We start from the raw sequence: 13,996 nt of genomic DNA on the forward strand, positions 1-13,996 counted from the left end.
CTCAGGCCTGCGGATTGATGTCCGCGGGCACCGGACGGCGCTCGATGCGGTCCTCGAGCTGGCCGATGTGCGCGGCCATGGTGTTGTCGGTCTGGTCCGAGCGCAGCCGGATCGCCGTCTCGAGCTGCTCCAGCCGCGCCAGGATCGCCGTCTGGCGATCGGCGTTCTGCGCCATGTGCTTGTTCTCCTGCGCCTCCAGGAAGTTGCGCAGCTCGGTGAAGCGCGAAGCTTCCGCCTTGTCCGCCAGGTCGCGCTGGACTTGCATTTCCTTGGTGTGGCGCTTGGCGTCGATCAGCACCGAGCTGTGCAGGTACAGCACATAGACGAGGAAGAAGGCCGCCAGCACTGCGGTCAGCCCCAGCATGATGAGGCCCAGCGGGGCCGAGACGGTCATGAAGCCCAGCCACACGTCGGTGGGCGTGGACAGCGTGCCCCAGTTGAGCGCGGCAAGCGCCACGATCAGCAGCACGACGACAAAAAGAAAAGCGGATCTCACGCCCATTGCAGGCCTCCTTCGGAAAGATCGAACACATCTGGAACCCGCGCGCTTCGAGGCGCGCGGTGATCCGATGGTTTTACCTCAGCGAAGAGCCCCGTTCGGCGCAAATGGCCGCATAAACGGCCATGTCCTACAGCACTAATGCACTGCTGGTCAGTTCGTCTGCGACAACTGCTCCAGGATCGCAGGGTTCTGCCGGCACATCACATCGCTGCGCGATATGAGTGCCGTCTTCACCTGCTCGCGTGCTCTTCGCACGCACCGGCCTGCGGCCGGATCCCGGATCAGTTCGTCTGCGACAACTGCTCCAGGATCGCAGGGTTCTCCAGCGTCGATGTGTCCTGCGTGATCGCCTCGCCCTTGGCGATGCTGCGCAGCAGGCGCCGCATGATCTTGCCGCTGCGGGTCTTGGGCAGGTTGTCGCCGAAGCGGATGTCCTTGGGCTTGGCGATCGGGCCGATTTCCTTGGCGACCCAGTTGCGCAGCTCGTTGGCGATCTGCTTGGCTTCCTCTCCGGTCGGGCGCGCGCGCTTGAGCACGACGAAGGCGCACACGGCCTCGCCGGTCACATCGTCGGGGCGGCCCACCACGGCGGCTTCTGCCACCAGGTCGGTCTTGGCGACCAGCGCCGATTCGATCTCCATCGTGCCCAGGCGGTGGCCCGACACGTTGAGCACGTCGTCGATGCGGCCGGTGATGCGGAAGTAGCCGCGGTCCGCACTGCGCACCGCGCCATCGCCGGCGAGGTAGATCGTGCCGCCCATCTCCTCGGGGAAGTAGCTCTTCTTGAAGCGCTCGGGGTCGTTCCAGATCGTGCGGATCATCGAAGGCCAGGGCCGCTTGATGACCAGCATGCCGCCCGCGCCGTTGGGCAGGTCCTTGCCCGTCTCGTCGACGATGGCGGCCATGATGCCCGGCAGAGGCAGCGTGCACGAGCCCGGCACCAGCGGCGTGGCGCCCGGCAGCGGCGTGATGACGTGGCCGCCGGTCTCGGTCTGCCAGAAGGTGTCGACGATGGGGCAGCGCTCGCCACCCACATTGCGGTGGTACCACATCCACGCTTCGGGATTGATCGGCTCGCCGACCGAGCCGAGGATGCGCAGGCTGGTGAGGTCCCAGTTCTTCGGATGCACCTTCTCGTCACCGTCGGCCGCCTTGATGAGCGAGCGGATCGCGGTGGGCGCCGTGTAGAACACACTGACCTTGTGCTTCTCGATCATTTGCCAGAAGCGGCCCGCGTGCGGGAAGGTCGGGATGCCCTCGAACACCACCTGCGTCGCGCCTGCGGCGAGCGGGCCGTAGGCGACGTAGGTGTGGCCGGTGATCCAGCCGATGTCGGCGGTGCACCAGAACACGTCCTCGGGGCGGATGTCGAAGGTCCAGTCCATCGTGAGCTTCGCCCACAGCAGGTAGCCGCCGGTGGAGTGCTGCACGCCCTTGGGCTTGCCGGTGGAGCCCGAGGTGTAGAGGATGAAGAGCGGATGCTCGGCGTTGACCGGCACGGGCGCGCATTCGGTGCCCTGCCCCTTCAGCGCCTCGGCGAATGTGATGTCGCGGCCCTCGACGCGGTTCCACGCGGTGGGCGTGCGCTCGTAGACCAGCACGGTCTTGATCGACTCGCAGCCGCCCAGCGCGATGCCGTCGTCCACGATGGCCTTCAGCGGCAGTTCCTTGCCGCCGCGCAGCTGGTAGTTGGCCGTGATGACCGCCACCGCGCCCGCGTCGATGATGCGCTCCTGCAGCGCCTTGGCCGAGAAGCCGCCGAACACCACGCTGTGGGTGGCGCCGATGCGCGCGCAGGCCTGCATGGCGACGACGCCCTCGATGGTCATCGGCATGTAGACGATGACGCGGTCGCCCTTCTTTATGCCGCGAGCCTTCAGCGCGTTGGCGAACTGGCTCACGCGCGCGAGCAGTTCCTTGTAGGTGACATTGGTGACGGTGCCGTCGTCGGCCTCGAAGACGATGGCGGTCTTGTTCTCGACCGGGGTGCCGATGTGCCTGTCGAGGCAGTTGGCACTGGCGTTGAGCTCGCCGTCGCCGAACCACTGGTAGAACGGCGCGTTCGATTCGTCGAGCGTCTTCGTGAAGGGCTTGGTCCAGTTCAGGTTGTCCTTCGCAAGGCGGGTCCAGAAACCCTCGAAGTCCTGCTCGGCTTCCTTGCACAGGGCCTCGTAGGCGGCCATGCCGGAAATGCGCGCGCCCTGCGTGGCGCGGGCGTCCGGCGGGAAGACGCGGTTCTCGACCAGGACGGATTCAATGTTCTTCGATGCGCTGCTGCTCATGCTCTTTGTCTCCAGGATGGGTGCGGCCGTAATGTCGGCGGGCCCACTTACGGGTCACTGACGGTTGCCATGTTAGAGCCTGTTCGATGGCCCTCTCGGGGTTATCACGAGTGCGTCACCGGGACGCCCCTAGAATTCCCGGTCCTCCACAACCGCACTGCAGATGTCTGCTCCCGACCCTTTCGACACCCGGAACCCGCCCGTACCGCGCCGTGGTTCGCCGCTTCGCCCCCTGCCCAAGCTGATCTTCGCGAGCCGCTGGCTGCAGCTGCCGCTGTACCTGGGCCTGATCGTGGCGCAGGCGGTGTACGTGGTGCACTTCCTGGTCGAGCTGCTGCACCTGGTGGAGGCCGCCTTCGGCTCCAAGGAGGCGCTGCAGGCGCTGATCACCAGCATCGGCTACAAGACCACGGCCCCCGTGGGCACGCTCAACGAGACGGTCATCATGCTCGTGGTGCTCGCGCTCATCGACGTGGTGATGATCTCGAACCTGCTCATCATGGTGATCGTGGGCGGCTACGAGACCTTCGTGAGCCGCATGGACCTCGAAGGCCACCGCGACCAGCCCGAGTGGCTGAGCCACGTGAACGCCTCGGTGCTCAAGGTGAAGCTGGCCACGGCCATCATCGGCATCAGTTCGATCCACCTGCTGAAGACCTTCATCAACGCCGACAACTACACCGACCGCGTGCTGATCGCGCAGACCGTGATCCACATCGCGTTCCTGTTCTCGGCGATGGCCATCGCCTATACCGACCGGTTGATGGCGCCCGCCCATCCGCCGGCAGACCCGCACTGACCTCTTCTAGCCCCGGCCCTGGCCTGCCTGCGATGCAATGTCCCAGGCGGGCGGGTCGGTGAAGCGCTCGGCAAGAAAGTCGAGCATCGTGCGCAGCGTGGCCGGCATGTGCTTGCGCGAGGCGTACACCGCGTACATGCCCACCACCTGCGGCTCGAAATCCCCGAAGAGCCGCACCAGTTCGCCGGACTGCAGCAACTGCGACGTGAGATAGGTCGGCAGCATCGCGATGCCGGCCCCTGCCCTCGCCAGATACATCAGGCTCGCCGCATCGTTGGTCGACACGTTGCCGCCAACGGCCACCGACACCGGCTCCCCGTTTTCCTTGCGCGTGAAATTCCACAGGCTGCGCCCGAAGTACGAGTGCGTGAGGCAGTTGCGCTGCGCCAGTTCTTCCACGCTCGACGGCCGGCCGTGCTCCTTCAGATAGGCTGGTGAGGCACACACCACCGAGCGGCAGTCGGTGAGCCGCCGCGCGATCAGGTTCGGGTCGATCTCCGCCGCCACGCGGATCGCGAGGTCGATGCGCTCGTCGACCAGATTCACCGCCCGATCCAGCAGCACCAGGTCGACCGCTACGCCCGGATAGACCCGCACGTAGTCGGCCATCGCATCGGCCAACTGGGCCTGCGCGAACGAAGTGCTGGCGGTGATGCGAAGCTGTCCGCGCGGCGCCTCCGCCGGATGCCGCACCGCGGACTGCATATCGCCCGTGAGCTCCAGCACCTGGCGGCAGCGCGGCAGCAGTTCCTCGCCGGCCGCCGTAAGGCTCAGGCGGCGCGTCGTGCGATGCAGCAGCCGGGCACCGGTCCATTGCTCCAGTTCGGCCACGTAGCGCGTGACCACCGGGCGGGACATGTCGAGTTTCTCGGCCGCAGCCGAAAGACTGCCCGAATCGACCACCGCCACGAACACGCGCATTGCATTCAATCGATCCATTCGAACGATTTTAGGAATAAACAAGCGCGCAAATCGAGGTATTTCTTTCGAAACCAGAAATCTAAGATTCGCTCCATCCCTTCCCGATCTCTCGATCTTTCCGATCTTTCACAGGAGTCACCATGAGCCACATCGCCATCATCGGCGCCACCGGACGCGCCGGCAGCCAGCTTCTCGAAGAGGCCCTGCGCCGCGGCCATACCGTCACCGCCATCGCGCGCAAGGCCAGCGCCAAGCTGGCGGGCCGCGCCAACGTGAAGGCCGTCGACCTCGACGTGCTCGACGGCGCTGCGCTGGAGAAGGCCCTGGCCGGCCACGACGCCGTGTTCAGCGCCGCGCATTTCGCCACCGTGCCGCCCGCGGCCATCATCGAGCCGACGAAGCGCGCCGGGGTGAAGCGCCTGCTGGTGGTCGGCGGCGCGGGCAGCCTGTTCGCGGCGCCCGGGCTGAAGGTCATCGACACGCCGAACTTCCCCGACGCGTACCGTGCCGAAGCATCGGCCGGTGGCGTGTTCCTCGACACGCTGCGCAACGAGAAGGACCTGGACTGGACCTTCCTCTCGCCCTCCGCCGAGTTCGTCGAAGGCGAGCGCACCGGCAAGTTCCGCCTGGGCAAGGACGACCTGCTCGTGAGCGCCGAAGGCCGCAGCTGGATCAGCTTCGCGGACTACGCGATCGCGTTCATCGACGAGCTGGAAAAGCCCGCTCATTCCCGCCAGCGCTACACCATCGGATATTGAGCGGCAGGCTGCAAAAAAGGACCCTCGCGGGTCCTTTTTTGTTTGAGCCGGCCAAATCAACGCCCGGTCATGTTCTCCGGCACCACCCACTGGTCGAACTGCTCGGCCGTCAGGTGGCCCGACGCGATCGCCGCCTCGCGCAGGCTGGTGCCCTCCTTGTGCGCCTTCTTGGCGATGAAGGCGGCCTTGTCGTAGCCGATGTGGGTGTTGAGCGCCGTCACCAGCATCAGCGAACGCTGCACCAGCTCGGTGATGCGTTCGCGGTTGGGCTCGATGCCCACGGCGCAGTGGTCGTTGAAGCTCACCATGCCGTCGGCCAGCAGGCGCACGCTCTGAAGGAAGTTGTGCGCCACCATCGGACGGAACACGTTCAGCTCGAAGTTCCCCGAGGCGCCGCCGATGTTGATGGCCACGTCGTTGCCGAACACCTGCGCGGCCAGCATCGTCACGGCCTCGCTCTGTGTCGGGTTGACCTTGCCCGGCATAATCGACGAGCCGGGTTCGTTCTCGGGAATGCTCAGTTCGCCGATGCCGCTGCGCGGGCCGCTGGCGAGCCAGCGCACGTCGTTGGCGATCTTGTTCATGCTGGCGGCCAGCGTCTTCAGCGCGCCGTGCGCATGCACCAGCGCATCGACGCTGGCCATGGCCTCGAACTTGTTGGGCGCGGTCACGAAAGGCAGGCCGGTGAGCTTCGCCAGCTCTGCCGCCACCTGTTCCGCGTAACCCTTGGGCGCGTTGAGGCCGGTGCCGACGGCCGTGCCGCCCAGCGCCAGTTCGCACAGGTGCGGCAGCGCGGCGCGCACATGCGCCTCGCCGTGCGCGAGCTGCGCCACGTAGCCCGAGAACTCCTGGCCCAGCGTGAGCGGCGTGGCGTCCTGCAGGTGGGTGCGGCCGATCTTCACGATGTCCGCGAAGTCCTTGGACTTCTGCTCCAGCGTGCCGCGCAGCTTGGCGATGGCCGGCAGCAGCTTGTGGGTGATGGCCTCGACGGCCGCCACGTGCATCGCCGTGGGGAACACGTCGTTGCTCGACTGGCTGCGGTTCACGTCGTCGTTGGGATGAACGAGGCGGCCTTCGCCGCGCTCGCCGCCGAGGATCTCGCTGGCGCGGTTGGCCAGCACCTCGTTGACGTTCATGTTGGTCTGCGTGCCCGAGCCGGTCTGCCAGACCACCAGCGGGAACTCGCCCGGGTGCTTGCCGGCGATGACTTCGTCAGCCGCGGCCACGATGGCGTTCGTCTTCTTCTCGTCCTGCAGGCCCAGCGCGTGGTTGACCACGGCGGAAGCGCGCTTGACCTGGGCCAACGCCTTGATGATCTCGCGCGGCTGCTGCTCGCCGGAGATGTCGAAGTTCTGCAGCGAGCGCTGGGTCTGCGCGCCCCACAGCTTGTCGGCCGGCACGTCGATCGGTCCGAAGGTATCGCGCTCGGCACGGGTCTTGGGGGAAGTCGTCATGAGAAAAAGCTCCGCAGGATCATGAAAAGTCGCGCCGCTTTCCGGCGCCTTCGCAGTATCGCCCCAATGAGAGTGGCTCTCATCTGACGTGGTCATTGCATCGCCTCCGACGGCGCCGCATCGCCTCCAAGGTTGACCGCATCATGTCGAAAAGTTATAATCGATAGCTTCTGACGACCAACAAGTCATGATGATGACGGCGTTGGTCAAGCCTTCACTACTCGCGGATCTCCGAATCCCGTCGCGGTGCAAGGTGCTCCCGCCGGGCCATGCCCGGCAAACCGGCCGGATCTTTCCGGCTCCATTGCCACGTCACGCTCTTCCAGCCGGCGCCCCTCGACCAGGCCCGTCGCGCTGCGAATGAAGCATCCGGCGGGCACTGGCTTCGTCGCCCTGTCGTCTTCAGTGCCTGCCGGCCGCCCATCGATGCGATGGGCCGGGACGTGGCTGCGCCGCTCCTTCGGGACGGCCAACCCACAGTCAACCCTTCACCCAAGGAGAGCCCCGACGTATGGCCAAAGGAATTCTCATCGACCATGTCTTCAAGGTGTTCGGCGACGAGCCCGAACAAGCACTGGAGCTGGTCCGGCAAGGACTTTCGAAGAAGGAGATCCTGGCGCGCACCGGCCAGTCGATCGGCGTGTTCGACGCCACCTTCGAGATCCAGGCCGGAGAAATCTTCGTCATCATGGGCCTCTCGGGCTCGGGCAAGTCGACGCTGGTGCGCCTGCTGAACCGGCTGATCGAGCCGACCGCCGGGCGCATCGTGATCGACGGCGCCGACATCAACGAGCACTCCGACGCCCGCCTGCGCGCGCTGCGCCGCAAGGACATCAGCATGGTGTTCCAGTCGTTCGCGCTGATGCCGCACATGACGGTGCGCGAGAACACCGCCTTCGGCCTCGAACTCTCGGGCACCGGCAAGAAGGAGCGCCTCGCGCAGGCCGACAAGGCGCTCGCGCAGGTGGGCCTGGCGGGCTGGGGCGACAGCTACCCCGACGAGCTCTCCGGCGGCATGCAGCAGCGCGTGGGCCTGGCGCGCGCCCTGGCCTCCGATCCGTCGATCCTGCTGATGGACGAGGCCTTCTCGGCGCTCGACCCGATCATCCGCACCGAGATGCAGTCGGAGCTGCTGCGCCTGCAGCAGGAGCAGCGCCGCACCATCGTCTTCATCTCGCACGACCTCGACGAGGCGATGCGCATCGGCGACCGCATCGCGATCATGAAGGACGGCCAGGTGATCCAGGTCGGCACGCCCGACGAGATCCTGCGCAGCCCCGCCAACGACTACGTGCGCAGCTTCGTGCGCGGCGTGGACGCGGCGGCCGTGTTCAAGGCCGGCGACATCGCGCGCAAGCAGCTCACCGTGGTCTGCGAGCACCCTGAGCGCGGCGCGCGCGCGGCGCTCAAGCAGCTGGAGGACCAGGACCGCGACTTCGCCTACGTCACCAGCCCGAACAGGCGCTACCTGGGCACCGTGTCGGCCGACACGCTGCGCGCCGCGCTCGACGGCCATTCCGGCCCGCTGGGCCTGCGCCACGCCTTCCTGAACGACCTCGGCACGATCGATGCCGATGCGCCCGTGGCCGGCCTCTTCGGCCAGGTGGCCCAGGCGCCGTGCGCGATGCCGGTGGTGGCGGCCGACGGCCGCTTCTGCGGCGCGATCAGCAAGACGACGCTGCTGAAGTTCCTCGACCGCGACACGCCGCCCATCGACCCGGCGCACCAGCCGCAGCAACCCGTGGCCGCCGTTGTCTCAGCCAACGCCGCCTGAACGAACTCGAAGGAACAACAGATGAACGACACCGCACTGCCCTCCGAACTCGCGCCGCTGAACGACGCATCGACCGCGCTCGCGACGCCCACCCCTGCGCCCACGCCGATCGACCCGTGGGAAGCCCTGTCGGCAGCGCCCGACAGCTCCGCAACCAGCGCCTGGCTCGACGCTCCCGCACCGCTCGATGGCGCCCATCAGCTCGCCGGCAACGCCGATGCCGCCGGCGGCCTGCAGCTGCACCGCCTGTGGGACGGCTCGCTGCCCGTCGAATCCTGGATCAACAGCGGCCTGGGCTGGGTGGTGGAGCACTTCCGCCCCTTCTTCCAGACCGTGCGCCTGCCCATCGACGGCACGCTGAACTGGATCGAGGGGCTGCTCACCGGCCTGCCCACGCTGGCGATGATCGCGCTCATCGGCCTGCTGGCCTGGCAGTTCGCCGGCCGCGCGCTGGCCATCGGCACCACGGTGGCGCTGCTGCTGGTGGCCATGCTCGGCATCTGGCCCGAGGCGATGGTGACGCTGTCGCTGGTGCTGACCTCGCTGGTCTTCTGCATGGCCGTGGGCCTGCCGCTGGGCGTGCTGCTGGCCAGCAGCGACCGCGCGCAGCGCGTGATGCGCCCGGTGCTCGACGCGATGCAGACCACGCCGGCCTTCGTGTACCTGGTGCCGGTGGTGATGCTGTTCGGCATCGGCAACGTGCCGGGCGTGATCGTGACCATCGTCTTCGCGCTGGCGCCGCTGGTGCGCCTGACCAACCTCGGCCTGCGCCAGGTGCGCCCCGACCTGATCGAGGCCGCGCGCGCCTACGGCGCCTCGCCGTGGCAGATGCTGGTGAAGGTGCAGCTGCCGCTGGCCATGCCGTCGATCATGGCGGGCATCAACCAGGCGCTGATGCTGTCGCTGTCGATGGTGGTCATCGCCTCGATGATCGCCGTGGGCGGCTTGGGCCAGATGGTGCTGCGCGGCATCGGCCGCCTCGACATGGGACTGGCGACCGTGGGCGGCCTGGGCATCGTGCTGCTGGCGATCTCGCTGGACCGCCTGACGCAGGCCATGGGCAAGTCGCGCCGCAGCGCCGGTCGCCGCTGGTGGCACACCGGGCCGGTGGGACTCGCGCTGCGCCTGCTGCAGCGTGCAGTGGCGCCGGCCCGCACCGATGCCGAGCCCGCTCCCGCCCTGTCGGCACAGGTGCGATGAACGGAGGAACCCGCCACATGAACTTCATCAACCGAAAGACCCGATTCGTCGCACGCGGCCTGCTCGCCCTCGCCTTCGTGGCCTCGGGCGTGGCCGCCCAGGCCTCCGCCGACCTGCCCGGCAAGGGCATCAAGGTACAGCCGCTGAAGAGCTCGCTCGCCGAGGAAGCCTTCCAGACGTTGCTGGTGATGCGCGCGCTCGAGAAGCTCGGCTACACCGTGGAGCCCATGAAGGACCTGGAGCCCGCCACCGAGCACCTGGCCATCGCCAACGGCGACGCCACCTTCATGGCCCACCACTGGAGCCTGCTGCACGCCGACTTCTACAAGAACAGCGGCGGCGACGCCAAGCTGTGGCGCAAGGGCGTGTATTCCGAAGGCGCGGTGCAGGGCTACCTGATCGACCGCAAGACGGCCGAGCAGTACGGCATCACGAACATCGCGCAGCTGAAGGATCCGGCCATCGCGAAGCTGTTCGACATCGACGGCGACGGCAAGGCCGACCTCACGGGCTGCAACCCCGGCTGGGGCTGCGAGCTCGCCATCGAGAACCACCTGACGGCCTACCAGCTGCGCGACACAGTCAGCCATCGGCAGGGCAGCTACGCCGCGCTGATGGCCGACACCATCGCGCGATTCAGGCAGGACAAGCCGGTGCTCTACTACACGTGGACGCCGTACTGGGTCAGCGCCGTGCTGCGCCCCGGCAAGGACGTGGTGTGGCTGCAGGTGCCGTTCTCGTCCTCGCAAGGCGACGGCGGCAACGTCGACACGCAGCTGCCCAACGGCAGGAACTACGGCTTCCAGGCCAACGACGAGCGGATCGTCGCCAACCGCGCCTTCGTCGAGAAGAACCCGGCCGCCGCGAAGCTGTTCGAGGTGATGAAGCTGCCGATCGGCGACATCAACGCCCAGAACCTGCGCATGAGCCAGGGCGCCAACACCCAGCAGGACGTGGAGCGCCATGCCGACGGGTGGATCCGGGCGCACCGGCAGCTCTTCGACGGCTGGGTGGAGCAGGCCCGGGAAGCGGCACGGTAAGCGGGGCAGGCGCGGCGGCTGAGATAATCGGGGGGCGTTTCACATTCCTAAAAAGCCCCCACCATGACGACCACGATCCAGCAGGCCGACCTGATCGAATCGATCAGCGCCGCGCTGCAGTACATCAGCTACTACCACCCCGCCGACTACATCGCCCACCTGGCCCGCGCCTACGAGCGCGAGCAGAGCCCGGCGGCCAAGGACGCCATCGCGCAGATCCTGACCAACAGCAAGATGAGCGCGACCGGCCAGCGCCCGATCTGCCAGGACACCGGCATCGTCAACGTGTTCCTCAAGGTGGGCATGGACGTGCGCTGGGGCGGCTTCACCGGCAGCCTGGACGACGCCATCAACGAAGGCGTGCGCCGCGGCTACAACCACCCCGACAACAGGCTGCGCGCCTCGGTCGTGGCCGACCCGCAGTTCGACCGCAAGAACACCAGGGACAACACGCCCGCGGTGATCTTCACGGAGATCGTGCCGGGCGACAAACTTGAAGTCACCGTGGCCGCCAAGGGCGGCGGCAGCGAGAACAAGAGCAAGCTGGTCATGCTGAACCCCGGCGACAGCGTGGTCGACTGGGTGCTCAAGACCGTGCCCACCATGGGCGCCGGCTGGTGCCCGCCGGGCATGCTGGGCATCGGCATCGGCGGCACGGCCGAGAAGGCGGCGCTGATGGCCAAGGAAAGCCTGATGGACGACCTCGACATGCACGAGCTGCTGGCCAAGAAGAACTCCGGCGCCGAACTGAGCAAGGTCGAGGCGCTGCGCGTCGAGCTGTACGAGAAGGTCAACGCGCTGGGCATCGGCGCACAGGGCCTGGGCGGCCTGGCCACCGTGCTGGACGTCAAGATCCAGATGTACCCCACGCACGCGGCGAGCAAGCCCGTGGCGATGATCCCCAACTGCGCGGCCACGCGCCACGCGCACTTCACGATGGACGGCAGCGGCCCGGTCTACCTCGAGGCGCCCTCTCTCGACCTGTGGCCCGAGGTGAACTGGGCACCCGACGAGAAGAAGAGCAAGCGCGTCGATCTCGACAAGCTCACCCCCGCCGAAGTGGCGAGCTGGAAGCCGGGCGACACGCTGCTGCTCAACGGCAAGATGCTCACCGGCCGCGACGCCGCGCACAAGCGCATCCAGGGCATGCTGGCCAAGGGCGAGAAGCTGCCGGTGGATTTCACCAACCGCGTCATCTACTACGTCGGCCCGGTCGATCCGGTGAAGGACGAGGCCGTCGGCCCCGCAGGCCCGACCACCGCCACCCGCATGGACGGCTTCACCGAGATGATGCTGGCGCAGACGGGCCTGATCGCCATGATCGGCAAGGCCGAGCGCGGCCCTGTCGCCATCGAGGCCATCAAGAAGCACAAGAGCGCCTACCTCATGGCCGTGGGCGGCGCCGCCTACCTGGTCAGCAAGGCCATCAAGACCGCCAAGGTGGTGGGCTTCGAGGACCTGGGCATGGAAGCCATCTATGAATTCGACGTGGTCGACATGCCCGTGACGGTGGCGGTCGACGCCGGCGGCACCAGCGCGCACATCACCGGCCCGGCCGGGTGGCAGAAGCGCATCGCCACGGGCGAGTTCAAGACCATCATGATGGAAGAAGCCTGAGTTGAGCCCGGTAGGCGTCTTCGACAGCGGAGTCGGCGGGCTCAGCGTGCTGGCCGCGCTGAGGGCCGAGCTGCCGCACGAGAACTTCGTCTACTTCGCCGACACGGCCTATGCGCCCTACGGCGAACGCGGGGACGCCTACGTGATCGAGCGCTCGCGCGCGGTGGTCGAACACCTGCTGCGCGAGCACGGAATCAAGGCGCTGGTGGTGGCTTGCAACACGGCCACCACCGCCGCCATTCACCTGCTTCGGGCCGACCACCCCGACCTGCCGATCGTCGGGCTGGAGCCCGGCCTCAAGCCTGCCGTGGCTTCGAGCCGCACGGGGCACATCTCGGTGCTGGCCACGCGGGGCACCCTGGCCAGCGCCAAGTACGCGAACCTGCGCGCTTCCTTCGCGGGATCGGCCGACGTCCGGCCCGTGCCCTGCGACGGCCTCGTGAAGGCGATCGAGGGCTTCGACTCGGCCGGCATCGCGGCGCTGAGCGAGCGCTACATGGCCGAGGCCGGCCCCTTCGGCGACGGGCCCGGCGAGGTCGACACGGTGGTGCTCGGCTGCACCCACTATCCGCTGGTGAAGGAAGAACTGGGCAAGCATGCGCCGGCGACGCTGCGCTTCATCGACACGGGCATGCCGGTCGCGCAGCAGACGCGGCGCCTGCTCGCATCGGCGGGGCGGCTTGCCGATGGCACCGGAGCCGCTGGCAACCTCCTGCTGCAGAGCAGCGGCGATGTGGCAGTGCTCGAAGCCGCGGCCGCCAGGTGGCTCGGGCTTTCGGCAACCGCCACAGCCTGAACCGAGCCATGCGCCTGCCGCTGCTGCGCCACGCCGCCCTCTTCTTCCTGGGCCTTGCGGCCGCCGGCCTGAGCCACGCGGCCTGCGAAAGCGGCCTTGCCGAGCGCATGCATGCAAAGCTGCACCCCCACCGCCAGCTCGACGAGCGGCTCGCGGCCTGCAAGGTGTGGCCGGCCTTTCCGGGGCGCAGCATCGTGGTGCTGCCGATGCCGCGCGAAACCACCGACCGGGGCGCCAAGGTCTTCGATCTCGAGATCCTGCTGATCCAGCGCCCCGACAACGGCAACACCGACCGCGACACCGTCATCGGCCGGCTGCTACAGCCCGAGGCGCTCGACGAGGACGCCACCACGTCGATCCAGGACATCCGCATCGACACCTCGCGCTATGTGCTGTCTTCGGAGGCGCGCGCCTTCGGCCTGCGCGTGCGCTACAGGGGCAGCAACGGGCCCGGCAACCCGCTGGCGAGCGAAACGGTGCGGCTGTACGTGCACCACGGCAAGCAGCTGCGCCAGGTGCTGCAGGAGATCGAACTCGACCACGACCACGGCGGATGGGATTCGACCTGCACCGGGCACTTCGAGAAGCTGCGCACCATGCTCTCGGTGGGCAAGGGCAGCAGCAACGGCCTTGCCGACCTGCAGCTGTCGCGCACGCTGCTGCAAAGCCGCGCACAGGAGCAGGAAGACCAGGGCTGCGTCGAGAAGTCCCTGCCTCCGAAATTCAACACCATCACGCTGCGCTACGACGGCGAGCGCTTCAAGGTGCCCAAGTCGCTCCAGCAGCAAGTCCCCTGACGGGAACCTGATTCGAGCCCGCTTTTTCACCGGGCCGTCACACAAAAGTACCAGCA

The 13,996-nt window shown here is 67.5% G+C and carries 12 protein-coding genes; 8 read left to right on the forward strand and 4 right to left on the reverse strand.

What is annotated here, in order from left to right; translation table 11 throughout:
- Position 1: 1 nt before the first annotated feature.
- Together ABL843_RS17325 and acs are read right to left on the reverse strand one after the other, a co-directional pair.
- Positions 2–502 carry a LapA family protein gene (locus ABL843_RS17325; protein WP_369662063.1) on the reverse strand — a complete coding sequence of 167 codons (501 nt, stop codon included), beginning with the start codon at positions 500–502 and terminating at the stop codon, positions 2–4.
- 281 nt (positions 503–783) lie between these two features.
- On the reverse strand, positions 784–2,784 hold the full coding sequence (acs, locus tag ABL843_RS17330) for an acetate--CoA ligase (protein WP_418116651.1): 2,001 nt from the start codon (positions 2,782–2,784) through the stop codon (positions 784–786).
- A 163-nt stretch (positions 2,785–2,947) separates the two neighbouring features.
- Between acs and ABL843_RS17335 the strand changes: the two genes are divergently transcribed.
- Entirely contained in the window at positions 2,948–3,583 is a 636-nt protein-coding gene (locus tag ABL843_RS17335) for a YqhA family protein (RefSeq protein WP_126182026.1), read from the forward strand.
- A 6-nt stretch (positions 3,584–3,589) separates the two neighbouring features.
- On the opposite strand, the gene ABL843_RS17340 is transcribed toward ABL843_RS17335, so the two are convergent.
- A complete protein-coding gene (locus ABL843_RS17340) occupies positions 3,590–4,522 on the reverse strand; it encodes a LysR family transcriptional regulator (protein ID WP_418116652.1) in 933 nt (310 codons plus the stop codon).
- Positions 4,523–4,644: 122 nt separating this feature from the next.
- Between ABL843_RS17340 and ABL843_RS17345 the strand changes: the two genes are divergently transcribed.
- Positions 4,645–5,262 carry an NAD(P)-dependent oxidoreductase gene (locus ABL843_RS17345; protein WP_418116653.1) on the forward strand — a complete coding sequence of 206 codons (618 nt, stop codon included), beginning with the start codon at positions 4,645–4,647 and terminating at the stop codon, positions 5,260–5,262.
- A gap of 56 nt (positions 5,263–5,318) precedes the next feature.
- Here the strand turns inward: ABL843_RS17345 and fumC are convergent, their stop codons facing one another.
- Positions 5,319–6,716 (reverse strand): class II fumarate hydratase, encoded by a 1,398-nt coding sequence (fumC, locus tag ABL843_RS17350; protein ID WP_126023926.1) that lies wholly within the window; start codon positions 6,714–6,716, stop codon positions 5,319–5,321.
- 511 nt (positions 6,717–7,227) lie between these two features.
- Here fumC and proV point away from each other — a divergent pair.
- From proV to ABL843_RS17380, 6 genes are all read left to right on the forward strand, one after another.
- Positions 7,228–8,490: a glycine betaine/L-proline ABC transporter ATP-binding protein ProV gene (gene proV / locus ABL843_RS17355; protein WP_126023925.1), complete on the forward strand. Its 1,263-nt coding sequence runs from the start codon at positions 7,228–7,230 to the stop codon at positions 8,488–8,490.
- Positions 8,491–8,511: 21 nt separating this feature from the next.
- Entirely contained in the window at positions 8,512–9,690 is a 1,179-nt protein-coding gene (proW, locus tag ABL843_RS17360) for a glycine betaine/L-proline ABC transporter permease ProW (protein WP_418116654.1), read from the forward strand.
- Between the two features lie 17 nt (positions 9,691–9,707).
- Positions 9,708–10,730, forward strand: coding sequence for a glycine betaine/L-proline ABC transporter substrate-binding protein ProX (gene proX / locus ABL843_RS17365; protein ID WP_418116656.1), 1,023 nt, complete (start codon positions 9,708–9,710; stop codon positions 10,728–10,730).
- 63 nt (positions 10,731–10,793) lie between these two features.
- Complete coding sequence (locus ABL843_RS17370; RefSeq protein WP_418116657.1) at positions 10,794–12,347, forward strand: fumarate hydratase; 1,554 nt, start codon at positions 10,794–10,796, stop codon at positions 12,345–12,347.
- Position 12,348: 1 nt separating this feature from the next.
- Positions 12,349–13,143: a glutamate racemase gene (gene murI / locus ABL843_RS17375; RefSeq protein ID WP_418116658.1), complete on the forward strand. Its 795-nt coding sequence runs from the start codon at positions 12,349–12,351 to the stop codon at positions 13,141–13,143.
- A gap of 8 nt (positions 13,144–13,151) precedes the next feature.
- Positions 13,152–13,940, forward strand: a complete 789-nt coding sequence (locus ABL843_RS17380; RefSeq protein ID WP_418116659.1) for a hypothetical protein — start codon at positions 13,152–13,154, stop codon at positions 13,938–13,940.
- The last annotated feature ends 56 nt before the right edge of the window (positions 13,941–13,996 follow it).

Origin of the sequence: Variovorax sp. 350MFTsu5.1 (assembly GCF_048302515.1) — a bacterium.
GTDB lineage: Bacteria > Pseudomonadota > Gammaproteobacteria > Burkholderiales > Burkholderiaceae_C > Variovorax > Variovorax guangxiensis.

Bases quoted from the DNA above. Each gene is read 5' to 3' on its own strand.
- proV (WP_126023925.1), top strand. From the start codon at position 7,228: ATGGCCAAAGGAATTCTCATCGACCATGTCTTCAAGGTGTTCGGCGAC.
- proX (WP_418116656.1), top strand. From the start codon at position 9,708: ATGAACTTCATCAACCGAAAGACCCGATTCGTCGCACGCGGCCTGCTC.
- ABL843_RS17380 (WP_418116659.1), top strand. From the start codon at position 13,152: ATGCGCCTGCCGCTGCTGCGCCACGCCGCCCTCTTCTTCCTGGGCCTT.
- ABL843_RS17340 (WP_418116652.1), bottom strand. From the start codon at position 4,522: ATGGATCGATTGAATGCAATGCGCGTGTTCGTGGCGGTGGTCGATTCG.
- ABL843_RS17335 (WP_126182026.1), top strand. From the start codon at position 2,948: ATGTCTGCTCCCGACCCTTTCGACACCCGGAACCCGCCCGTACCGCGC.
- proW (WP_418116654.1), top strand. From the start codon at position 8,512: ATGAACGACACCGCACTGCCCTCCGAACTCGCGCCGCTGAACGACGCA.
- ABL843_RS17325 (WP_369662063.1), bottom strand. From the start codon at position 502: ATGGGCGTGAGATCCGCTTTTCTTTTTGTCGTCGTGCTGCTGATCGTG.
- ABL843_RS17345 (WP_418116653.1), top strand. From the start codon at position 4,645: ATGAGCCACATCGCCATCATCGGCGCCACCGGACGCGCCGGCAGCCAG.
- fumC (WP_126023926.1), bottom strand. From the start codon at position 6,716: ATGACGACTTCCCCCAAGACCCGTGCCGAGCGCGATACCTTCGGACCG.
- ABL843_RS17370 (WP_418116657.1), top strand. From the start codon at position 10,794: ATGACGACCACGATCCAGCAGGCCGACCTGATCGAATCGATCAGCGCC.
- acs (WP_418116651.1), bottom strand. From the start codon at position 2,784: ATGAGCAGCAGCGCATCGAAGAACATTGAATCCGTCCTGGTCGAGAAC.